Annotated in this window: 16 protein-coding genes and 1 tRNA gene; 13 read left to right on the forward strand and 4 right to left on the reverse strand. The window is 63.7% G+C overall.

What is annotated here, in order from left to right:
* The first annotated feature begins 106 nt into the window (after positions 1-106).
* From AOC05_RS14210 to AOC05_RS14235, 6 genes are all read left to right on the forward strand, one after another.
* A complete protein-coding gene (locus AOC05_RS14210; protein ID WP_062007789.1) occupies positions 107-1,933 on the forward strand; it encodes an ABC transporter ATP-binding protein in 1,827 nt (608 codons plus the stop codon).
* Positions 1,930-3,783, forward strand: a complete 1,854-nt coding sequence (locus tag AOC05_RS14215; protein ID WP_062007790.1) for an ABC transporter ATP-binding protein — start codon at positions 1,930-1,932, stop codon at positions 3,781-3,783. The genes AOC05_RS14210 and AOC05_RS14215 overlap by 4 nt, the downstream gene beginning before the upstream one ends.
* A 100-nt stretch (positions 3,784-3,883) precedes the next feature.
* Positions 3,884-3,960 (forward strand) — tRNA-Pro (locus AOC05_RS14220).
* A 106-nt stretch (positions 3,961-4,066) separates the two neighbouring features.
* Positions 4,067-4,423 (forward strand): zinc ribbon domain-containing protein YjdM, encoded by a 357-nt coding sequence (locus AOC05_RS14225; protein ID WP_062007791.1) that lies wholly within the window; start codon positions 4,067-4,069, stop codon positions 4,421-4,423.
* A 45-nt stretch (positions 4,424-4,468) separates the two neighbouring features.
* Positions 4,469-6,466, forward strand: coding sequence for a DUF6541 family protein (locus AOC05_RS14230; RefSeq protein WP_062007792.1), 1,998 nt, complete (start codon positions 4,469-4,471; stop codon positions 6,464-6,466).
* A 142-nt stretch (positions 6,467-6,608) separates the two neighbouring features.
* Positions 6,609-7,874 (forward strand): helix-turn-helix domain-containing protein, encoded by a 1,266-nt coding sequence (locus AOC05_RS14235; RefSeq protein ID WP_062007793.1) that lies wholly within the window; start codon positions 6,609-6,611, stop codon positions 7,872-7,874.
* Here AOC05_RS14235 and AOC05_RS14240 read toward each other — a convergent pair.
* Entirely contained in the window at positions 7,871-8,827 is a 957-nt protein-coding gene (locus AOC05_RS14240; protein WP_062007794.1) for a phosphoribosylaminoimidazolesuccinocarboxamide synthase, read from the reverse strand. The genes AOC05_RS14235 and AOC05_RS14240 overlap by 4 nt on opposite strands.
* Before the next feature lie 9 nt (positions 8,828-8,836).
* Positions 8,837-10,129 (reverse strand): phosphoribosylamine--glycine ligase, encoded by a 1,293-nt coding sequence (gene purD / locus AOC05_RS14245; protein WP_062007795.1) that lies wholly within the window; start codon positions 10,127-10,129, stop codon positions 8,837-8,839.
* 242 nt (positions 10,130-10,371) lie between these two features.
* Between purD and AOC05_RS14250 the strand changes: the two genes are divergently transcribed.
* The 6 genes from AOC05_RS14250 to purM all read left to right on the forward strand — a co-directional run bounded on the left by AOC05_RS14250 (position 10,372) and on the right by purM (position 17,549).
* Positions 10,372-12,825 (forward strand): S1 family peptidase, encoded by a 2,454-nt coding sequence (locus AOC05_RS14250; protein ID WP_062007796.1) that lies wholly within the window; start codon positions 10,372-10,374, stop codon positions 12,823-12,825.
* Between the two features lie 156 nt (positions 12,826-12,981).
* Positions 12,982-13,986 (forward strand): asparaginase, encoded by a 1,005-nt coding sequence (locus AOC05_RS14255; RefSeq protein ID WP_062007797.1) that lies wholly within the window; start codon positions 12,982-12,984, stop codon positions 13,984-13,986.
* A 10-nt stretch (positions 13,987-13,996) separates the two neighbouring features.
* Positions 13,997-14,353: a sterol carrier family protein gene (locus tag AOC05_RS14260; protein ID WP_062009827.1), complete on the forward strand. Its 357-nt coding sequence runs from the start codon at positions 13,997-13,999 to the stop codon at positions 14,351-14,353.
* A 47-nt stretch (positions 14,354-14,400) separates the two neighbouring features.
* Positions 14,401-14,751 carry a hypothetical protein gene (locus tag AOC05_RS14265; protein ID WP_062007798.1) on the forward strand — a complete coding sequence of 117 codons (351 nt, stop codon included), beginning with the start codon at positions 14,401-14,403 and terminating at the stop codon, positions 14,749-14,751.
* Between the two features lie 66 nt (positions 14,752-14,817).
* A complete protein-coding gene (gene purF, locus AOC05_RS14270) occupies positions 14,818-16,383 on the forward strand; it encodes an amidophosphoribosyltransferase (protein ID WP_062007799.1) in 1,566 nt (521 codons plus the stop codon).
* Between the two features lie 23 nt (positions 16,384-16,406).
* Positions 16,407-17,549, forward strand: a complete 1,143-nt coding sequence (gene purM / locus AOC05_RS14275; protein WP_062007800.1) for a phosphoribosylformylglycinamidine cyclo-ligase — start codon at positions 16,407-16,409, stop codon at positions 17,547-17,549.
* Between the two features lie 254 nt (positions 17,550-17,803).
* Here purM and AOC05_RS14280 read toward each other — a convergent pair whose 3' ends face one another.
* Positions 17,804-18,034, reverse strand: coding sequence for a DUF3073 domain-containing protein (locus AOC05_RS14280; RefSeq protein WP_062007801.1), 231 nt, complete (start codon positions 18,032-18,034; stop codon positions 17,804-17,806).
* A gap of 327 nt (positions 18,035-18,361) precedes the next feature.
* On the opposite strand from AOC05_RS14280, the gene AOC05_RS14285 reads away from it, so the two are divergent.
* Positions 18,362-19,723, forward strand: coding sequence for a septum formation family protein (locus AOC05_RS14285; protein WP_062007802.1), 1,362 nt, complete (start codon positions 18,362-18,364; stop codon positions 19,721-19,723).
* Positions 19,724-19,786: 63 nt separating this feature from the next.
* Here the strand turns inward: AOC05_RS14285 and clpB are convergent, their stop codons facing one another.
* Positions 19,787-22,402 carry an ATP-dependent chaperone ClpB gene (clpB, locus tag AOC05_RS14290; protein ID WP_062007803.1) on the reverse strand — a complete coding sequence of 872 codons (2,616 nt, stop codon included), beginning with the start codon at positions 22,400-22,402 and terminating at the stop codon, positions 19,787-19,789.
* Positions 22,403-22,418: the final 16 nt, after the last annotated feature.

Genomic DNA, 22,418 nt, shown 5'->3' on the forward strand with positions numbered 1-22,418 from the left:
ACAACTGACGTAGGCTGGGAAATGCGGGGAAGCGCTATCCAAGGCCCTGCATCCCTGAGGAATTCCGGTAACGAAGACAACCGTTTCGCACGGTCAAAGAAGTGGCATGGCGCAGACAATCAATAACACCCTGTTCGACTCACTGAGAAAACTGGCACCCCATATCAAGCCGGTGCTCCCCCGTCTCATCCTGGGCTTGTGCAGCGCCCTGGCCGCCAGTGTCGTGGCCCTGCTCATCCCGCAGGTGTACCGCGTGCTGATCAACACAGCCCTGCACCCGGGAGGTGCGAAAACCGGTGTCTGGCTCGCGGCCGCCGTCGTCCTCTTCCTTGGACTTTTGGAAGTCTCTTTCGTGTGGCTGCGCAGGCAATTTGTGATCGTGCCGGCCACCACTGTGGAAACCAAGATGCGCACCGGCTTTTACCGGCACCTGCAGTCGCTGGCCGTCGAGTTCCATGACAGGTGGGGTTCCGGGCAGTTGCTAAGCCGTGCCATGAGCGATCTGAACTTCATGCGGCGCTGGATGGCCTTTGGCGCCATCATGCTGGTGGTCACGACGCTGACCGTCACCATCGGAGTGAGCTTGATGTTCTCCATGAGCTGGCAGCTGGGCTTGATCTTCCTGGCCGCTGCCGCTCCCATTGTGGTCTTCGGCTTCAAGTTTCGGCGCAACTATGGCCGGGTGAGCCGCTTGAGCCAGGACCAGGCAGGTGATCTGGCCACCACCGTGGAGGAGTCGGTCCACGGCATCCGCGTGCTGAAGGCGTTCGGACGCAGCCGCGAGGCACTTGACGCGTTCTCCGTGCAGGCCCAGGAACTCCAAGCCACCGAAATTCATAAAGCCAAGTCCTTGGCGGTGTTCTCCCTCGTCGTGACCCTGCTGCCCGAACTTGCCCTGGGCTCGGGCTTGGTGGTGGGCATCCTCCTGGTTGCCAACGGCCAGATGGACGTCGGCACACTGGTGGCCTTCTTCGCCACGGCGGCAGTCGTCGCGGGCCCGGTGGAGGCCATGGGCCCGCTCATGGCCATGACCCTCGCCGCCAAGACCGCCATCGACCGGCACTTTGAGGTCATGGACGCGCAGGACACCATCAAGGACCCTGACGACCCCAAGGAACTGGCGAACGTCCGCGGCGAGCTGGTCTTCCACAAGGTACACTTCCGTTACCCCGACTCCCTTGCCGGCACCCCTGACATGCTCGACGGCGTCGACCTCACGCTGCGGGCCGGGGAGACCATGGCGTTGGTGGGTGTCACCGGGTGCGGCAAGAGCACGCTGCTGCAACTGGTTCCGCGGCTTTTTGACGTCACCGGCGGTTCCATCACCCTCGACGGCGTAGACCTGCGCGAGCTGGCCGTGCACGATCTTCGCACGCACGTCTCCGTCGCGTTTGAGGACACCACCTTGTTCTCAAACTCGGTGCGTGAGAACGTTCTGCTGGGTGCCGCTTCGCACCCCGGCAAGAGCGATGAGGAAGTCCTGACCCAGGCGTTGGACGTGGCCCAAGCCGAGTTCGTCTACGCGCTTCCCAACGGTGTTGACACGCTCATCGGAGAGGAAGGGCTGAGCCTGTCAGGTGGCCAGCGCCAGCGCCTGGCCCTGGCGCGGGCCATCGCCGCCGGGCCCACGGTGCTGGTGCTCGATGACCCGCTCTCCGCTTTGGACGTCAACACCGAGGAGCGGGTCGAGGCCCGCCTGCGCTCCGTACTCCAAAGCACCACCACCTTGATCGTCGCCCACAGGCCCTCAACGGTGGCGATGGCTGACCGTGTGGCGGTGCTCCAGGAGGGGCGCATCACCGCTGTCGGCACCCACACGCACCTGCTCGCCACCCATGAACATTACCGATACGTCCTGGCCAGTTTGAGCGAGGAACCCAAGGATTTGGACTCCGACGACGACCTCGACGACGCCCAGGAAGTGATCGCATGAGCCAGGCCATCCCTCACCACGCACGGCCGCAAGGGACCGCGAATGAGGACAGTGTGGACCTCAGCCGTGCCGACAGCAAGGCGGTGCGGCAACGCTCGGTGCGGTTGCTGGGCTCACTGCTGGGCCCCGTCAAGGCCCGGTTCATTTGGACCGTCACCCTAGTCCTGCTCTCCCAGGCCGCCCGTGTGTCGGGTCCGCTGTTGATCGCCTTCGGCATCGACAACGCGCTCCCGGCCCTGAGCGCCTCACCGGCCAGCCCGGCCCTGCTGGTGCTGACTGGCGGCGGCTACGTTGTGGCCGCATTGGCAGCGTCCACGCTGACCGCCGCATACCTGACGGCCACGGCCCGCCTCAGCCAGGCCATGTTGCTGGACCTGCGCCTGCGCGTCTTCCGTCACACCCAGCACCTCAGCCTGGAATTCCACGAAAAATACACCTCCGGGCGGATCATCTCCCGGCAGACCTCCGATCTTGAAGCTCTGCGGGAACTGCTCGATTCAGGCATCTCCTCACTGGCCTCCGGCATCATCTTCATGCTCTTCACCGCCATCACCATCTTCTCCCTCGACTGGGTTACCGGTTTGATCGTTCTGGCGGCCGGGGCGCCCATGTTCTTCCTGGCTCGCTGGTACCAAAAGCGCTCCCAAATGGCGTACCGGTCCTCCCGTGTGGTGTCGGCGTCGCTGATTGTGCACTTTATCGAGACCATGACCGGCATCCGTGCGGTCAAAGCCTTCCGCCGGGAGGCCGACAACGCCGCCAGGTATGACGAGCTGGCGGAGGACTACCGCAAAGTCACCGTCCGTTCCATCAACCTCAACGGCGTCTTCCAGCCCGGGCTGGTGCTGATCGGCAATGTGACCGTGGCCGTGGTGTTGCTGGCCGGCGGTTTCCGTGTAGTGGACGGCGGCCTGGCCGTGGGTGCCCTGCTGGCCCTGTTGCTGGCCACCAAGCGCTTCTTCCAACCCGTGGACCAGATGGCCATGTTTTACAACTCCTTCCAGTCGGCACAGGCGGCCCTGGAGAAGGTGTCCGGCCTGCTAGAGGAGGTGCCCACCGTCCGGCCGCCCAAGCACCCGGTGGCGTTGCCCCACCCGCAGGGGCACATTGTATTCAAGGACGTGGAATTTGGTTATGGTGACGGCCCGCTGATCCTGCCCCGGCTGGATCTGGACATTCCGGCGGGACAGCGGATCGCCGTCGTCGGACAAACAGGTGCGGGCAAGTCAACGCTGGCCAAGCTCATTGCCCGTTTCTACGATGTGAGCGCCGGGTCCCTGACGCTTGACGGCGTCGCATTACGTCAGCTCTCAACCGCGGACTTGCGCAGGGCGATCGTCATGGTCACCCAGGAGGCGTTCCTGTTCAGTGGCACCGTGGCGGAGAACATCGCCCTGGGGAACCCGCAGGCCAGCCGTGCGCAAATCGAGTCAGCAGCCAAAGAGGTGGGTGCTGACGAGTTCATCCGGGCCCTGCCCGACGGCTACGACACCGATGTGAACAAGCGTGGCGGCCGCGTCTCTGCCGGGCAACGGCAGCTGGTCTCCTTTGCCAGGGCCTTCCTTGCCAACCCCGCCGTGCTGATCCTGGACGAGGCCACCTCTTCTTTGGACATCCCCTCCGAGCGCATGGTGCAGGCAGGCTTGCACAAGCTCCTGGGCGCGGACGGCGACTCGCCCGGGCGCACGGCCCTGATCATTGCGCACAGGCTCTCCACCGTGGCCATCGCGGACCGGGTCCTGGTGGTTCACGACGGAAAAATTGTGGAGGACGGATCCCCTGCCGAGCTGATCGCCGCGGGCGGGCGCTTCGCAGCCCTGCACGGGGCGTGGCGTGACTCGTTGGTGTAACAGGCACCCTACCCTGCACGATTTCGCGTAACAGGCCTCCGTCCGCTATTCTTGAGAGGTTGCTTTTGCGGACCTTCACGGGTCGCTGCGGGCGACGGATCGGGGTGTGGCGCAGCTTGGTAGCGCGCGTCGTTCGGGACGACGAGGCCGCAGGTTCAAATCCTGTCACCCCGACCAGATCATGAAAGGCAGTGCCCACGGGCGCTGCCTTTCATTCGTTTCGGTGGTTGAGCCTGCCGAAACCGGGCGGATGCCGCACCCGCCCACCGGATAGAATGGGCAAATGAGCGACACACTTCCTCCCTGCCCTGTCTGCGCCAGCGAATACAGCTACGAGATGGGTGATCTTTTGGTCTGTCCCGAGTGCGCCCACGAATGGTCACCAAACGATTCCGATAACGGTGAAGACGTCGAGACTGAAACCGTGGTGAAGGACGCCGTGGGCAACATCCTAGCCACTGGCGACACTGTCAGCATCGTCAAGACCATGAAGGTCAAGGGCAGCCCCCAGGATTTGAAGATTGGTACCAAGGTCCGCAACATCCGCTTGATCACCCCCGTCAATGGGCACGACATCGACGCCAAGGTGGATGGTTTTGGGCCCATGAAACTCAAATCCAGTGTCGTGAAAAAGATCTAGTCTGCACACCCTCATCATTCCCGCCACCACACACAGGACCGATTCGTGACTTCATGGCTTGAGGCCTTGCCTGCGTTCCTGCTGGCGCTGCTGATACTGGGAGGACCAGGCGCCGCTGTCATGGTGGCGCTGCGAATCCGGGGCCTCACCGCCTTGTGCCTGGCCCCCGCCATCTCGGTGTCGATAGTTGTCGTCTGCGCCGTCGTGGCACCCCTGATTTACCTGCGATGGGACTGGCCGGTGGTGGTTTTGGGTACCGCCATCGTCACGGCCGGCGCCTACCTTGCCCGCCGTTTCATCCCGGCTTTGCGCGCCGCTTCCGCGCCGGCCGCCGGTGAAACCTTGCAGGGCCAAGGCGTTGTGGTCGCCGCCGTCGTGGGGGCGCTTCTCGCCCTGTCAATGACGGCGACTGTCCTGACGCTCTCCGCTGTCAACCCCGAACAATTCACGCAAGGCTACGATTCCGTTTTCCACCTGAACGCCACCGCCTATGCGGTCCAGACAGGGAACGCGTCCTCGTTCAACATTTCCGAGTTCATCCTTCCCACCACCAAAAACGTGTTTTACCCTGGCGCCTGGCACGGGCTGGCAAGTTTACTGGTGGTGCTGACTGGGATCAGCGTTCCGGCGGCCACCAACATCATGTGGTTGGCGGTGGCCGGGGTGGTGTGGCCACTGGGCATCGTGTTCTTGACCCGGGTGCTGGTGGGCGAAAACCGGACAGTCCTGGTGTCGGCCGGCGCCCTCGCGGCAGCGTTCCCGGCGTTCCCCTACCTGCTGCTGCAGTACGGTTCCGCCTACCCCAACACCCTGTCCAACGCTCTGGTTCCTGTGGGAATCGCACTGGTGCTGCTGATCATTCGCCCTGCCATGCACACCGCCATGGCGCCCGCCATGGCGCTGACCCTGGTGGTGCTGTACTTGCCCGGTGCCGTGACGGCTCAGCCCAATGGCATCTTCAGTATCATGCTGGTCCTCACCCCGTTGCTGGGATTTTTGATCTTCGCGTGGTTGCGCACAGGGTTTCGGGATGGGCGGCGTCGCGGTTGGAAACGCATAGGAATCCTGATCCTGGCCGTGGCTCTCTGCGTGGGTCTGATGTTCCCGCTGCCGCAAATCCGCAGCCTGTTCAATTACACGAGCCCGGCGTTCTTGTTCTTCCCGCTGGCCCTGCTCCGTAACTTCACGCAGGCCCCCAGCCCGGTGTGGTTTCCGGCCATTGCCCTGACATTGCTGGTGCTGGTGGGAGTGTGGGCCGCCGTAAAAGTCCACAAACTGCGTTGGCTGCTGGGCTCGCTGATCCTTGTCAGCTTCACCTACCCGATGAGCGCCGGCACCAACTTCAAACTGGCCAATTGGGCTATGGCGCCCTGGTGGGATAATCCAGAACGTATAGCAGCCTTGATGCCCTTGGTAGCAGTCCCGCTGGCCGCTGTTGGCATGAGCTGGTGCGTGGACAGACTCGTAGCCACATTCCCGCGCGGCCTTTCCTTCATCACCCACCCTGGGGGCAGGACGACGGCGGTGGCTGCTCTCGTCGTCGTCCTCGCCTTCTCCAACTCCGGTCTTTGGCAGATGAAAACCGCCTTGGCCGGTGTATACCGTGTGCCGGAGGAGCCCAATGGCGCGGCCCAGATCGATGCCCACGAGCTGGCCCTCATCCACCGCCTGGACGAATACACCACCGCCGATGACGTGATCGCGAACAACCCGTACAACGGATCGGCCCTGGCCATGGCGCTTGCGGGGCGGCACATGCTGTTCCCGTACAGCTCCCAAGGCGATCTCACCTCGGATCAATTCACCTTGCGGTTTTGGCTCAACCGGGTAGGCAGTGACGAGGAAGTGTGCGCGGCTGCCAAACGGCTGGGCGTCACCTACCTGCTCGATTTTGGCACCGACTACATTCAGGCGTTCAAGGACCCCATGTCCTTGTACCCGGGAGTGACCCTTGCCGGCGGCGCCCCCGGCTTCACATTGGTGGCCCAGGACGGTCACGCCGCCCTGTACGAGCTCACCTTGTGCGCGGGCGCCCACCGCTAATGCTCCTCGCGGCGACACCGAAAAAGTCTGTCCCGTCCAGACGGACCGACTTTGGCAAATCTTCGTGAAATCATCCGCCGCCCGGCGGCCCAACGCCTAGAGTGGAACCAACGGTCTAAAGGTCTGTGAGAGGAACTCCAACGTGGGCAGTGGTTTTGGCGATCGACTTAAGCAGGAACGCCTGCTGCGAACCCTGACGCAGGCAGAACTTGGCGGCGCCCTGTATTCAGCTAACTACATTTCACTGCTGGAATCCGGCCACCGGGAACCCACGGACGAGATCATCAAGGCACTCGCGGAACAACTTCAGCTCTCAACCCACACCCTGCAAACCTGGGTTCACAGCGCTTCACCGGAGGAAAGCGAGTACCTAGTCGCTTCCCTGAACGCCTGGCAGTGCTGGGACACTCGGGATTTCCCGGGCGCCGCACACAATGCGCAAACGGCAGCCGAAAAGGCATGCTCCAACAAGGACGCGGCCATGTGGTGGAACATGACGTACCTACGGGCCACGTCGCTTTTGCGCAACAGCGACTTCACCGAGTCCGTGGATGTTCTCAAGGGACTGCTCGATCACCCATTGACTACCGGAAGCCATTCCCTCTCATTGCGCACGCGCCAGATCCTGGCGGCGGCCTTGCTGGGCCTGGGACGTCTGAACGATGCGGCGGAGCAGGCGGAGCTTGCCGTCAAGACCGGCGCCGGCACCAGCGATGAGGAGTATTCGGCGTACCTGCTGGCGCTACAGACACTCATCGGGGTGCTGGCTGAATCCGGCCGCCTCGAGAAAGCCTGGTCGCACTGCCTGACCTTGAACGACGCCCTCACAGAGGCCACCCCCGCCCAGACGGCCGGGGAGATGCACTGGGTCATCGGAAACGTCGCCTTCCTACAAAACGACGTCGCTGAGGGGCTCAAACACCACTCGATGGCCAGCAAGCTACTCTCCCCCACCCAGGACCTGGCACGGTGGGCCCAGTTCAACAAAGCCACCGCATGGGTTCGATTGGCCGCCGGGGTGCTGGAAGCTGAAACGCTTGAAGCCATCGAACGCAGCGAGCTGGCACATTCAGTTGTGGGAGCCACCTCCACCGAAACCCTTGAGCTGTCGCTGCTGCGGGCCCGGTGGCTTTACCTGAACAACGACTTGACCAAAGCCCTTGCCCTGCTCACAACCATCAACTCCCAAAAAGCGCAGCTGGGCAGCCACATAGCCGGGGACACGGCGTTACTGCTGGGACAGGTGCTCAAAGACCTGGACCGCACCGACGACGCCTTCGAAGCGTTCGCAGACGCGAAAAATCTCTTCACAACGGCAGGCGCCGGTGACAGGAGATCCCAGGCAAGCGAGAACATCGAGAAGCTAAAATCCTCTCAGAATCCCGCGGGGACAACGCAGGTTAGCTAGCTGAAAGTGGCCCCGGTGAGCCGTTCGTAGGCCTGAACATAGCGGGCGCGGGTCCGGGCAATGACCTCCGCGGGCAGGGCCGGCGGCGCCATGTGCGAGTTCTTGTCCCAGCCGGATTCTTCCCCGGCCAGCCAGTCGCGCACGTACTGCTTGTCAAAGCTGGGCTGTGCAGCGCCCGGGGCCCAGAGTTCGGCGTCCCAAAACCGGGACGAGTCCGGTGTCAGAACCTCATCGCCCAAGGTGACAATGCCGGTGGCAGGGTCTGTACCGAACTCGACCTTGGTGTCAGCCAAGATGATGCCGCGCCCCCGCGCGATTTCCTCAGCCCGGGTGTAAATTTCCAAGGACAGCTCGCGCAGCTTCCCGGCGCTTTCAGCTCCCACGGTTTCAACCATGGCCTGATAGCTGATGTTTTCATCGTGCTCGCCCACCTCAGCCTTGGCGGAGGGGGTGAAGATGGCCGCCTCCAACCGTGACCCATCCACCAGCCCCGCAGGCAGTGGCAGACTGCACACGGTCTGGGACTGGCGGTATTCGATAAGTCCGGAACCGGTCAGGTAGCCACGGACGATGCACTCAATTGGAAACATCTGAAGCTTCTTGCACACCATCGCCCTGCCGGCGACGGCCTCCGGCACACCGTCGGCCACGGTGGTGGCCACCACATGGTTGGGCACGTTGAGTTGCTTGAACCACCACAGGCTCAACTGTGTCAGGATGCGGCCCTTATCGGGGATCTCGCTGGCCAGGATGTGGTCAAAGGCGCTGATCCGATCGCTCGCCACCACCAGCACCACGTCGCCCCGGCCCGCGAACGGGGTCCCGGCGGTTGAGCTTGCCGAAACCTCGGTCTCGGAAGGCTCGCCCACCGGGACGTAGAGGTCGCGGACTTTGCCGGAATAGATGTGCTCCCACCCGTGCAGGATGGGGGCTGTGTTTGCTGCGGAAGTCATGTAAGTTCCTTATGCCTGGGCTGCGAAGCCGGCCACGGTAATTTCGCCTCGGGCGGCCTTGGCCGCAATGTCTGTGCGGTACTGGCCACCTTCCAAGGAGATTTGCTCAATGCCCTCGTAAGCCTTCTCACGGGCGTCTTCCAAATCTGCGCCGAGGCCCACCACGGCTAGAACCCGGCCGCCGGCACTGACCGTATTGCCGTCGTCGTCGGTGGCGGTGCCTGCATGCAGGACATGCACACCATCGATGCGATTGGCCTTCTTCAGCCCGCGAATCTTGTCCCCTGTACGCGGCGTTTCGGGGTAGTTTTCGCTGGCAAGGACAACGGCGACGGCGGTCTCAGGCGCCCAGCGCAGCTCCTCGATCTCATCCAGGTGACCCTTGGCCGCCGCCATCAGGACACCGCCAAGGGGCGTCTTCAGACGGGCAAGGACGGCCTGGGTTTCCGGGTCACCGAAGCGGGCGTTGAACTCGATGACACGGGTGCCACGGCTGGTCAGGGCCAGTCCACAGTAGAGGACGCCGGTGAAGGGGGTGCCGCGGCGGGCCATCTCGTCAATGGTGGGCTGGGCTACCCGGTCTATGACGTCCTGGACCAGGTTGGGGGGCGTCCATTCCAGCGGCGAATAGGCGCCCATGCCGCCGGTGTTGGGGCCTTCGTCGCCGTCAAAGATGCGTTTGAAGTCCTGGGCGGGGGCGAGCGGGAGGACTGTGCGGCCGTCGGCCAGAACAAAGAGCGAAACTTCGGGGCCGTCGAGGAACTCTTCGATGACAACGGTGCCACCCACGTCGAAGCAGGACTGGGCGTGTGCCAGGGCTTCGTCGCGGTCATCGGTAACAACCACGCCCTTGCCTGCAGCCAGACCGTCGTCCTTGACAACGTAAGGGGCGCCAAAGGTGTCCAAGGCATCCGCTGCCTCGTCAGTGTTGGTGGCAACCCTGGCCATGGCGGTGGGAACCTGCGCCTCGGCCATGACGGTCTTGGCAAAGGCCTTGGATGCTTCTAGCTGGGCTGCTTCTTTGCTGGGTCCAAAGACAGGAATGTCGGCAGCCTGCAGGGCGTCAGCCACGCCTGCAGCCAGCGGAGCCTCGGGGCCCACCACTACCAAATCCGACTCGAGCTTCAGCGCCAGCGCCGTCACGGCGGCCGGATCGCTGGCGTCAATGCTGTGCGTTGGCACAATTTGAGCGATTCCTGCGTTGCCGGGTGCCGCATGGACCTCGGTAACGTTGGGGTCGCGTAGTAACGAGCGGACAATGGCGTGTTCGCGGCCGCCGGGGCCAATCACTAAAACCTTCACGGTTCAAGGGTACTTGGCTTCAGGGCCAGTGCTGTAAAGTGACGTTTCTCTGGCCGATTATTGCCCAGGCACCACCACCTGCCCCTGGAAGTAATGTGGCGTCACTCACCAAAAAACCTTGCACCGCCTGACCCTGCTTGGTAGCTTTTGATGAAGTTGCCTAACTCGTTACTTGCAGCAGGGCGGACCCTTGGCGCACGGCATTCGCGACCAGCACTTTTCATCTTTTCAGGGGGATACAGATGCAAGTTTTCACGCGAGCCTACTTCAGGCGCACAGGTGCAGCCTGCGCCGCAGCAGCGGTGCTGATCGGCGGAACTTTTACCGGCGGTTCGGCCTCCGCAGCGCCATTGCTGCAGCCAACGCCAACCTCGACGGCAGCGGAAGCCGCTACGAGCCCCGCCACCGAGGCGTCATCACTGCCCGGTGGCCTCGACGAGGCGCTGCGGCGTGATTTGGGCATGAGCGTTGCCGAATTCAACGCCCAGGGCGCTCTCGCCGCAAAGGCTGCGGCCATCCAGTCCGCTGTCACCGCGGCCGACCCCGGCGCCGTGGTTTCTCTTTCTGGGGACACCATCAAGGTCCAGACCTCGGCCCCCGAGGTTGCCAAGGCTGCGGCCGGAACCGCCAAGCTTGCTACTTCCGCACCGGCGACGCCGTCACCCGCCAAGGTTGAAGCGACCGGTGTTGATGCACTTTTCAACGACTACGTGGCGACATTCGGCGCGAAGAATCTGCTGTCAGTTTCGGTGAACATCAAGGGGGAATACGTTATCCGGACGGGCGAACCGACGCCTCAAGCGTTTGCCGGATCCTCCGAGCCTTCCGTGGCGGACTTCGCCGCCAAATACGGAAATGTGGTGCTAGAGGTTGCCAACGGCCCCGCCAAAGCTACCTACACACCTGGCGGTCCATTCGATGTGGTCAACGGCCAAGGCTACGCCGCCCTTAATCCGGCCACGGGCGGTGGCTTCATCTGCAGCACGGGGTGGAACGGCTTTAGTAAAAAGGGCGCACCCGCCGTCATCTCCGCGGGCCACTGCTCCATGGATGGGGCCGCGGCTCTAGCGCTACTTACCAATCCTCTGGCGGATGAGGCGGTGACCGGCGATCCAAATATCAAGGCTCAGCCGATGGCAATGCTAGGAACGATGGGCTTCTCCCAGTTTGGTGGCCCCAAGAACACCAGGACCACGGCCAATGCCGACAACATTCATGCCGAAGGCAATATCGGCACCGACGTCTCTGTCATAGACAATATTGCACCCAACTTGGGCCAGGTGCCGAAGCTGGCAAAGTGGACGGGAGCTGCGGGCTGGACCGCAGCGGAACAAATCTCCACCGACTCCAGCAATGTCGCCGTCACTGGCGTTGAATCTGCCACGCTGGGTGCCCCCGTTTGCAAGTCGGGCCGCAGCACGGGCTGGACGTGTGCAAAAGTCGATGAGATGGGGGCCTATGTCATTGCAGGCATCAACTACCCATCGACAGAGAATCCCGGCGGAGATCCGGCGGACCTGCGTGCCGTTCGCGGCTTTGTGTCCATCACCGACACCCCGATGAGCGCACACGGTGACTCTGGAGGTCCTGTCATTTTCGGCAACTCCGCCGTCGGCATCGTCAGCGGTGGCGGGACACTAAACGACGGCAAGAACTTTGCCATTACCGCAGACTTGGTGACGGCTCTGGCGGCAACTGACGGCTACACCGTCAAGATCTTCCTGAACAATCCCGCGATGACCACCACCGGCACCGTCTACCGCAACGGCGCTATCAGGGGCACAGTTGCTGGCGCACCGGCAGGCACGATTGTCACGGTCACCATTGACGGCGCGCCCAAGGATGTTCCCGTTGGGGCCGACGACACCTGGAGTATCCAGGCCCCCGGTGCGTTGGGCACGTTCCACATCACGGCACAGGCCAAGAACGGCTTCAGCACCTCGGGCACTGTGTCGTCCTCCATTGAGGTGGTGAATGAGACCCTTGCCGCTCCCGTATTCACCGCGCCGGCCCTCAACGGCTCGGCAGCCGCCCCTGTCACGGCCATCACGGGAACCGGCATGGCCGGAGCCACGGTCATCTTGACCGGCGACGTCTCCGGCACTGCAGTTGTTGGCAGCGATGGCACGTGGACGCTGGCCGTCAAGCCGGGCCTCACCGTCGGCAGCTACGCGGTCACCGCCTCGCAGAAGCACACCGACTGGAACGATTCCCCGTCCGCCACCAACAACTTCAAAGTTGTTCCGGCCGCCCCGGCGGTCACCTCCCCCACCAATGGCCAGCAGTTCGGGGCCAGCGAGGGTCCCACCGTCATCTCAGGAACCAACATCGCGGGCGCAGCGGTGACCGTGACCGTCGACGGCCAGCAGCACAAGGCCACGGTGACTGGCACCACCTGGAGCTTCACGTTTAGCCAGAAGTTCGGTGCCGGAAACCACAGTGTCTCAGCCGTGCAAAACGTTGACGGCGTGGATTCGCTCATTGCTGCCTCCAACTTCACTGTGCTGGCTGCCCCCGTGCCGGCTGGCACCACGGCACACACCCAAACTCCGGCGCCCATTGCGATCAACTCTCTGGCCGCAACGGGCGCATCCAACTCGACGCTTCTGCTCGGTGGCGCCGGGGGTCTGCTGCTCCTGGGTGGCGGGGCGACCTTGCTGATTCGTCGCCGCAAGGACGGAAAGGACCGTTCGTAAGCTCTAAGTCGAGGGGCTGCAGCCTGTTTCCGCGTGGCAGGCATCACTGCCCATAATGCAGGCCGCCGCTGCGGATGAGGAAACCGGCGAGACTCCCCTGGTCGTCAAGGAATCCCCTGGCCTCGCCACCCCCCTATAAGTCGCTAGGATGACACCATGATCCAAACCTTCCGGGCGCACGACGCCGTTGAACTCGCCGTCGTGGAACGCAGTGGATTTGTGGAGTCCCGCCACCTGGGATCCGCCGTCGTACTAGCAGGGGACGGCTCAGTGGTGACGAAACTGGGCGACATCAACGCACCCATCTTCCCCCGATCGTGCCTGAAGCCGTTTCAGGCCCTTGCCGCCATGCAGGCAGGCGTTCCACTCCGTGGCGCACAGGTGGCCATCGCCGCCGGCAGCCACACAGGTTCCCTGGAACATATGGACGTGGTTGCCGGGATGCTCAAGGCCGCCAACCTCACCGAGACCGCCTTGGGGTGCCCCGCCGCGTGGCCATCGGATCCTGCAGCCCGCGACTGGCTGGTCCGTACCGAACGCGGCAAGTCCAAGCTGGCCATGAACTGCTCCGGCAAGCACGCTGCCTTCCTGTGGGCCTGTTCCGAGAACGGTTGGGACACTGCGGGTTACCTGGAACCCAACCACCCCATGCAGCGGGCTGTTCGCACGGTTGTTGAGGAATACACGGGCGGACCGGTCCTGCACACGGGCATCGACGGTTGCGGGGCACCGGTGCTTGCGGTGACTCTCAAGGGCCTGGCACGCGCCTTCACCACCCTGGCGAAGGCGCCGTCGAACAAGCATGCCAACGCCCGCACCGCCACCGTTGCCACCTCTATGCTGGACTATCCGTGGGCCGTGGAAGGCCACGGCCGGCCCAACACCGTGGTCATGGACGATCTGGGTGTCCTGGCCAAAATGGGCGCCGAGGGTGTCTTGGCCATGGCCACCCCCACGGGCGCCAGCGTCGCCGTGAAAATGCTTGACGGCAATGGCCGCGCAGCCACCTTGGTGGGCCTGACGCTGCTGGCAGCCGCAGGCGCCCTGGACGTCCCCGAGGTTGCCGGGGTCCTGGGCAAGGTGGTGCCCCCCGTCTTGGGCGGTGAGCGGCCCGCCGGCAGTCTGCGGCTGGGGCAGGCCGTCAGCGCCCTGCTGGACTGAAAGGAGCATCATCATGGTCGCACGTCGTCGCATTGACCTCGCCGAGGGACAAGCCGCCCTGGCCGCATGGCAACAAGGCGATGCACCCCGCGCCGTGATGGCCACGGCCGTGCGCTATTCACTGGAAGAGATCACGGCCCGGGCGCCCGGGAATTCTGTAGAGGTCCGGGTCCCGCCCTTTGGTGTCACACAGTGCATCGCCGGGCCCCGTCACACCCGGGGTACCCCACCGAACGTTGTGGAGTGCGACGCCGAAACTTGGCTGGCACTGGTGACCGGCACCCTGGACTGGGCAGACGCCGTCGGACGCGGTCTTGTGGCGGCATCGGGGCTGCGGGCGGAGCTTTCGCAGGAACTTCCGCTCTAAGAAGCACCCGCCACGGGCTCCTAGGTTGGGCAGGTAGGCTTAAGGCCATGACGTCCCAGCCAGCACAGAACCCCTCCGAAACACCCGCACCCCTGGTGGAGCGACGTGAACTGACGGTACGCCGCGCGCCCAAGTTTGTGCCGTTCATGATTGCTGGCGCCCTGGCGGGCGTGGTGACGGCAGCAATTTTCACACTCCTGGCCCCCGGCGGTGAGGAATTTGAGGCCAGCAGCATCTTCGGTTTCTTCACGGTACTGCTGATGGTCCCCGGAGCCGGCCTGGGCGCCATTGTGGCGCTGGTCATCGACCGTCAAAGTGTGCGACGCGCTAAGACGGCCGTGGTTCAGTTTGTCCCCGACAGCGAGGGTGGCCCGGATGCTGGCGACGAACGCGCCTGAGGCCGCCGGCATAACGTGCGTCACAGTAGGTTAGAGAGCGCCAGCATTACATGAGATAATTTTCTCGTGGCACGCGGAGACGGAAAACTATCCCATGATCTTTTACCCGGCGAAAAGGGACCTCAGGACGCTTGTGGCGTTCTGGGCATCTGGGCACCCGGTGAAGAGGTTGCAAAACTAACCTATTACGGGCTGTATTCACTACAGCACCGTGGTCAGGAATCGGCTGGCATCGCAACAAGCGACGGCAAGCGGATCAGTGTGTACAAGGACATGGGGCTCGTTTCCCAGGTCTTTGACGAATCCACGCTGAACACCTTGACGGGGCACATGGCTGTGGGCCATTGCCGGTATTCCACCACGGGCTCCTCGAACTGGGCCAACGCCCAGCCGACCTTGGGCGCCACCAGCAGCGGCACTGTCGCCCTGGCGCACAACGGCAACCTGACGAACTCGGCCGAGCTCTATGACATGGTGCTGGCACAAGAAGGTGTCCCCACCTCCGGTGAGATGGCGCAAGGCAACACCTCCGACACCGCACTTGTCACCACCTTGCTCAAGGGCCAGGAAGGCCGCTCCCTCGAGGCCACGGCCATGGAGCTGCTGCCCAAGATCCACGGCGCCTTCTGCTTCGTTTTCATGGACGAACACACCCTTTACGCGGCTCGCGACCCCCACGGCGTGCGCCCGCTGGTTCTGGGCCGCCTAGAAAACGGCTGGGTAGTGGCCTCCGAGAACGCCGCGCTGGCCACCATGGGCGCCAGTTTCATCCGCGAAATTGACCCCGGCGAATTCATCGCTATCGACGAAGACGGCGTGCGCAGTCAGCGCTTTGCACCCGCCACCCCGGCTGGCTGCGTCTTTGAATACGTGTACCTGGCCCGCCCGGACGCCACCATTGCCGGACGCTCCGTCTACGAAGCCCGCGTTGAAATGGGCCGCCAACTGGCCCGCGAAAACCACGCCGAGGCCGATCTGGTCATCCCCGTACCCGAATCCGGCACCCCGGCGGCCATCGGCTATGCCGAACAGTCGGGCATCCCCTTTGCCCACGGCTTCGTCAAGAACGCCTACGTGGGGCGCACCTTCATCCAGCCCAGCGAGACCCTGCGCAAGCTCGGCATCCGTCTCAAGCTCAACGCCCTAGAGTCCGTGATCCGCGGCAAACGGATTGTGGTGGTGGATGATTCAATCGTCCGCGGTAACACCCAGCGCGCCGTGGTGCGGATGCTCCGCGAGGCCGGCGCCGCTGAAATCCACGTGAAGATTTCTTCCCCGCCCGTTCGCTGGCCATGCTTCTACGGCATCGACTTCGCTTCACGTGCGGAGCTGATCGCCAACGGTGCAGCCATTGCCGAGATCAGCAAGTCGATCGGTGCCGATTCCTTGGCCTATATTTCCGAAGATGGCATGATCGACGCCACCTTGCAGCCGCGCGAGCGCCTGTGCACCGCCTGCTTCACGGGCACCTACCCGATCGAACTTCCCTCCAGCGACCGCTTGGGCAAGAACCTGCTCGAGCGCACCAAGCCAGCCGACACCACCACCTCCACCGGTTGCGATCCGGGCCCTGATGCGGAACTGGAAACTATCCTGACCGATCAAGACCGCACCGCCGCTGACGGCTCCTAAGAAAATCGCAGGAAAGAGACGCCATGACCAACGCCTCCCAGGACTCCACATCCATCACCTACGCCAGCGCCGGGGTTGACACCGAAGCCGGGGACCGCGCCGTCGAACTCATGAAGGAAGCCGTCAAGGCGACCCATGGGCCCTCCGTCATTGGCGGATTCGGCGGATTCGCCGGACTCTACGACGTTTCCAGGCTGCTGACTTACAAGAAGCCGTACCTGGCCACCTCCACCGACGGCGTCGGCACGAAGGTTGCCATCGCTCAGGCCATGGACATCCACGACACCATCGGGTTCGACCTGGTGGGCATGGTGGTCGACGACATTGTGGTGGTGGGCGCCGAACCCCTGTTCATGACCGACTACATCGCCACGGGCAAGGTTGTCCCGGAGCGCGTGGCGGACATCGTCCGCGGCATCGCCGCCGCCTGCAAGGTGGCCGGAACCGCCTTGGTCGGTGGCGAAACCGCCGAACACCCCGGGCTGCTGGCCCCTGATGAGTACGACGTCGCAGGTGCCTGCACCGGTGTTGTTGAGGCCGACTTGTTGCTGGGTCCCGAACGCGTCCGCGCCGGTGATGTCATCATCGGCATGGCTTCCTCGGGCCTGCACTCCAACGGTTACTCCCTGGTCCGGCGCGTCATCAACCACGCCGGTTGGGCACTGGAACGTCAGGTTTCTGAGCTGGGCCGCACCCTCGGTGAGGAACTGCTGGAGCCGACCCGCGTCTACGCCGCCGACTGCCTGGATCTGACCCGCTACCTGCCTGTCACCCAGGAGCAGGCCGTGCACGGTTTCAGCCATGTGACCGGTGGTGGCTTGGCTGCGAACCTGGCCCGCGTGCTGCCCCAGGGACTCATCGCCACGGTAGACCGCTCCACCTGGAGCCTGCCGGCCATTTTCAACCTGGTCTCCCAGCTGGGCAATGTGCCGTTGGCCGACCTTGAACGCACACTGAACCTGGGTGTGGGCATGGTGGCGGTGGTTTCCGCCGACGCCGCCGACGCCGCGGTGGAGCGCCTGAACTCTCGCGGCGTGCCGTCCTGGGTCATGGGCACCGTGGCGGCCGAGGCATCCGATTCGATCAAGACCGGTTCCGACTACACCCAGGGCGCCAAGGGCGTCGACGGCGGCGCCGTCCGTCTGGTCGGCAACTACGCCTCCTAAGGGCCAATCCACGCACCCGCGCTGGAAGATGATCCCGTTCCCGCTTTCTGATCCCGGAATTCCGGCTTCAGAAAGCGGGAACGGGATCATTTTTGCCGGAGGACGTGACAGCATTGGGTGGGGCCACAACTGCGAGGGCCCCGACCCAGGAACGAGGTTGGGGAGCATTTGGGGAACAACAAAATCCCCGCCCGTCGCCCAGCAAAGTTGCTGTGCGTCGTGCAGGGTTTGTTGCGTTTGGTGTCTAAGCGGTCCTAGCCAATGCGGCGGGTTTCCACGTCGTCGTCTTCCTCAAACTGATCCGCATATTTGTCTTCATATGCTGAATAGTCGGGCTCTGCAGGAACCTCAATGTGACGGCTCGGGGCTCGCCGAGTAGTTCCACCGAGCTCTTTTTGCAGAGCTGAATAATCAGTGTTCGGGGAGTAGTACTTAATGTCCCGAGCCTGCTTGGTTGCCTTCGCCTTTTGACGGCCGCGCCCCATGGCGTGACCCCCTTTTTACACTTGGACCGGAGGTGGTCGCTCGGGCTGAGAGCGAGGCTCCGGAATATTCGGTCAATTTGTCGTACTCCTAGATTACATGAGTTCTGCACCAACTGCGCCCGCTAATGGGTTGTTCTGCCCACCTCCTTCTCTGGAACATTCCCAAACACCCCCGTATTGTTCGATAGAGTCACTTACATGGGGAATTATTTCCCGTGGGGAAGCATTATTTGCGCTGTGGGCGAAGGCTCCGACGCGAAGAAATTTTCCTTTTCCAAGCGATAGGTTTGCGCCGTGTCCCGGTGCGGCAGGGAAGGAACGTTCGTCATGAATGGTCAGGAAAACGGAAACGATCAGGAGCCGGGGGCGAACCCTCCTGCCTCTGATGGTGACGATGCCGCGACGAACCGTTCGCCGGAGATCTCCGGGACGGACTTCGACTTTGCCGAACCTGAGCTGGATTCCGCCGAGATCAGTGCCGATGTGGCCGAAAGTGTGAACCTAGACGAGGTTGCAGCCGAAGCCGCCGCGGTTGAACGTGAGGCTTCACGGTCAGCCGAGCTCCCAGCATCGGAAATCATCGCCTCCGTACCAAAGTCGGGCATTGCTTTTGACACACCCGCCACTCATGGGGACTGGGATGTGGATGAGTCCACGGTCCTGCGCACAGATTTCAGCAAGCCGCCCGTTGCCAATAATCCGTGGACACCCCCCGCGGGGCCGGCTCCGGTGCCGCCACGCCCAGCCACGCCGCCCGAGCATACTGCGCCGGTGGAGAGTGCGCCGGTCGAAAGCGGGGAGGAGGCCCCGACATCACACCTGGGCCACAGTGTTGACGACGGTTCGGGCTGGCGCCGCCCGGAAACCCAGTGGCAGCCCAGGGCCAATGCCTGGCAGTCGCCCGGGCAGGTAGCCCAAGGCGTCGTCGACGCAGCGGCGCTGGCCGCTGCCGAGGGTTCCATCGAGGGTTCTGCCGAGGGCACGACGGCAGCCGGTCAGCCCACCGCCCCAGTACCGCAGAGCCAAGCCCAGCTCAGCTACGGTGCACCAGTCCCCCCGGGAGTGCCGCCCTCCGCGACCCCTGCTCAGGCAGGTAGCCAGCCACCGTACGGCGCGCCCGGGCACCAGGGCCCAGATCAGGGAACCCCCGGCAACAAGAACAAGTTGTTCATCATTTTGGGCGTGGCAGTATTCGGCGTGGCGCTTATCGTCCTGCTGATCTGGATGCTTATCGGGCTCCTGACAGGAGGCAGCAAAACGGACAGTGCCGGCTCCGTCCCGGTCACCTCAACAGCATCTACCACTGCCTCCCAAGACACCGGTGACCCAGAGCTACGCGTCAGCCAAGCATCACCTTTGAAATGGCTGACAGGAGACTGCCTGCGCGGTTTCACCACGGTCGCCAAGCCCGCCGACATCGTCCAGTGCAACAGCCCGCACTCAGCACAGGTGGTGGAGACGTTCAAATACGACGCGGCTGAGACGTTTCCTGGCGCAGATGCCGTCAAGGCGAAGGGCGTAGATGTGTGCACCGCCGTGTCGTTGACGGATGCGGCAAAGGCTTACACCGACCTGAAGACCTTTAGAGGCCTTCCGACGGCGGGGTCCTGGGGCACTGGTGATCGCACCATTCAATGCATCGTCGTTGACCCGACAGGCGAGAACCTGAAGACCTCACTGGTTAGGTAACTCAGGCACCGGTGGTCGGGCTTGTCCAGCCCTTGGTCTGGACAAGCCCGACCACCGCAAACGCTATTTGCGCGTAACACTCAGCCCGTTACTCGCGGCCGAATCCATGTTCAGCGCGTCCAGGTCGTCGGCGGTGTCCACCAGCACGGTGTCGCCGTCGGTGATGGTCCCTGCCAGGATTTCCTTGGCCAGACGGTCGCCGATCTGCCGTTGTACCAGGCGGCGCAACGGCCGGGCCCCATAGGCGGGGTCGTAGCCGGTCAACGCCAGCCAGGCCTTGGCGGCGTCAGTGACCTCCAAGGTGAGACGGCGCTCGTACAGCCGTGCGGACAGAGCCTGAACCTGCAGGTCCACGATCTTGGAAAGCTGCTCCACACTCAGCGCGTCGAACATGACAATCTCGTCGAGCCGGTTCAGGAACTCCGGCTTGAACGAGGCATCCACGATCGCCATGACGGCCTTGTGCTTCTCGTCGTCACTCAGGGACGGGTCCACGAGGAACTGTGAGCCCAGGTTGCTGGTCAGCACAATGATCACGTTGCGGAAGTCCACGGTGCGACCCTGCCCGTCGGTGAGCCGGCCGTCGTCGAACACCTGCAAAAGGATGTCAAAGACTTCCGGGTGTGCCTTCTCCACCTCATCCAACAGAACCACTGAATACGGACGACGGCGGACGGCCTCCGTCAGCTGCCCGCCCTCGTCGTAGCCCACGTATCCCGGAGGGGCACCGACCAGGCGGGACACCGAGTGCTTCTCCGAATACTCGCTCATGTCGATGCGGATCATGGCGCGTTCGTCGTCGAAGAGGAAGTCGGCCAGGGCCTTGGCCAGCTCCGTCTTGCCCACGCCGGTGGGGCCCAGGAACAAAAACGATCCAGTGGGGCGGTCAGGGTCGCTGATGCCGGCGCGGGCGCGGCGGACGGCGTCGGAGACGGCCGTCACGGCCTTGGACTGGCCGATCAGGCGCGAGCCCAGGACGTGTTCCATCTGCAGCAGCTTTTGGCTTTCGCCCTGCAGCATGCGCCCGGCCGGGATGCCCGTCCATGCGGAGATGACCTCGGCGATGTCGTCGGCACTCACTTCCTCGGCCACCATCAGCTCCGGTTTGTCGATGGACTCCTCCTCCGCTGCGGCAGCCTCCAACTCGCGCTGCAGCGCAGGAATCTCGCCGTAGAGGATCCTGGAGGCCTGCTCGAGGTCGCCGTCGCGCTGTGCCTTGTCGGCGATGGAACGCAGCTCGTCCAGCTTGGCCTTCAAGTCACCAACCCGGTTCAGCCCGGCCTTCTCCGCCTCCCAGCGGGCGTTCAGGCCAGCCAGCTCTTCTTTCTTGTCGGCCATGTCGGCGCGCAGGGCACTCAAGCGCTCCACCGACGCCGCGTCCGTCTCCCCGGTCAGGGCCAGTTCCTCCATGGTCAAACGGTCGACGGCGCGGCGGAGCGCATCGATCTCCTCCGGCGCCGAGTCGATCTCCATGCGCAGCCGGGATGCGGCCTCGTCCATCAGGTCGATGGCCTTGTCCGGCAGCTGGCGGCCGCTGATGTAGCGGTTGGACAGGGTCGCGGCGGCAACCAGAGCGGAGTCGGCGATGGCCACCTTGTGGTGGGCCTCGTACCGTTCCTTGAGCCCGCGCAGGATGCCAATGGTGTCCTCAACACTGGGCTCGCCGACAAACACCTGCTGGAAACGGCGTTCCAGGGCCGGGTCCTTCTCCACGTTTTCGCGGTACTCATCCAGCGTGGTGGCACCGATCAGGCGCAGCTCGCCGCGGGCCAGCATGGGCTTGAGCATGTTGCCAGCGTCCATGGACCCTTCCGAGGCGCCGGCACCGACCACCGTGTGGATCTCGTCGATGAACGTGACGATCTGCCCGTCGGAGGCCTTGATCTCCTCCAGCACCGCCTTCAGGCGCTCCTCAAACTCACCGCGGTACTTCGCACCAGCCACCATGGCGGCCAGGTCCAGGCTGATCAGCGTCTTCCCACGGAGGGACTCGGGCACGTCGCCTGCCACCATGCGCTGGGCCAGGCCTTCAACGACGGCCGTCTTGCCGACGCCGGGCTCGCCAATAAGCACTGGGTTGTTCTTGGTGCGGCGGCTCAGCACCTGGATCACGCGGCGAATCTCGGAGTCGCGGCCGATCACCGGGTCAAGCTTGCCCGTGCGTGCAATCGCTGTCATGTCCACGCCGAACTTTTCCAGCGCCTCAAAGGTATTCTCGGGGTCGGGCGAGGTGACCTTGCCGCCGCCGCGGACCGTGGGCAGGGCTGCGTCGAGCGCGGCCTTGGAGGCACCCGCCTGCCGCAGGGCACTCCCTGTTGCTCCGGCGTCGTTCGCCAGACCCAGCAGCAGGTGCTCGGTGGAGACGTAACTGTCTCCCATCGATTCGGCGGCCTGCTGGGCGGCCTGGACGGCGAGCAGGGTGTTGCGGCTCAGCTGCGCCTGGGCCACGGAGGTGCCCGATGAGGAGGGCAGATTGTGGATGGCCGCACTGGCGCCGACACTGACAACATCGGGGTCGACGCCGGCGGCCTTCAGGAGTGCGACGGCGACGCCCTGGCGCTGATCCATCAGTGCCTTGAGCAGGTGGGCCGGCTCCACCGTCGGGTTGCCGGCGGTGGAGGCGTTCATGGCGGCAGCGGAAAGAGCCTCCTGGCTCTTTGTGGTGAATTTGGTGTCCAAGAGGGGTCCTTTCGTA

Source organism: Arthrobacter alpinus, from assembly GCF_001294625.1.
GTDB lineage: Bacteria > Actinomycetota > Actinomycetes > Actinomycetales > Micrococcaceae > Specibacter > Specibacter alpinus_A.

Excerpts from the sequence above, each read along its gene's own strand:
- AOC05_RS14210 (WP_062007789.1), top strand. The coding sequence starts at position 107 with ATGGCGCAGACAATCAATAACACCCTGTTCGACTCACTGAGAAAACTG.
- AOC05_RS14215 (WP_062007790.1), top strand. The coding sequence starts at position 1,930 with ATGAGCCAGGCCATCCCTCACCACGCACGGCCGCAAGGGACCGCGAAT.
- AOC05_RS14225 (WP_062007791.1), top strand. The coding sequence starts at position 4,067 with ATGAGCGACACACTTCCTCCCTGCCCTGTCTGCGCCAGCGAATACAGC.
- AOC05_RS14240 (WP_062007794.1), bottom strand. The coding sequence starts at position 8,827 with ATGACTTCCGCAGCAAACACAGCCCCCATCCTGCACGGGTGGGAGCAC.
- AOC05_RS14250 (WP_062007796.1), top strand. The coding sequence starts at position 10,372 with ATGCAAGTTTTCACGCGAGCCTACTTCAGGCGCACAGGTGCAGCCTGC.
- AOC05_RS14255 (WP_062007797.1), top strand. The coding sequence starts at position 12,982 with ATGATCCAAACCTTCCGGGCGCACGACGCCGTTGAACTCGCCGTCGTG.
- AOC05_RS14265 (WP_062007798.1), top strand. The coding sequence starts at position 14,401 with ATGACGTCCCAGCCAGCACAGAACCCCTCCGAAACACCCGCACCCCTG.
- purM (WP_062007800.1), top strand. The coding sequence starts at position 16,407 with ATGACCAACGCCTCCCAGGACTCCACATCCATCACCTACGCCAGCGCC.
- AOC05_RS14280 (WP_062007801.1), bottom strand. The coding sequence starts at position 18,034 with ATGGGGCGCGGCCGTCAAAAGGCGAAGGCAACCAAGCAGGCTCGGGAC.
- AOC05_RS14285 (WP_062007802.1), top strand. The coding sequence starts at position 18,362 with ATGAATGGTCAGGAAAACGGAAACGATCAGGAGCCGGGGGCGAACCCT.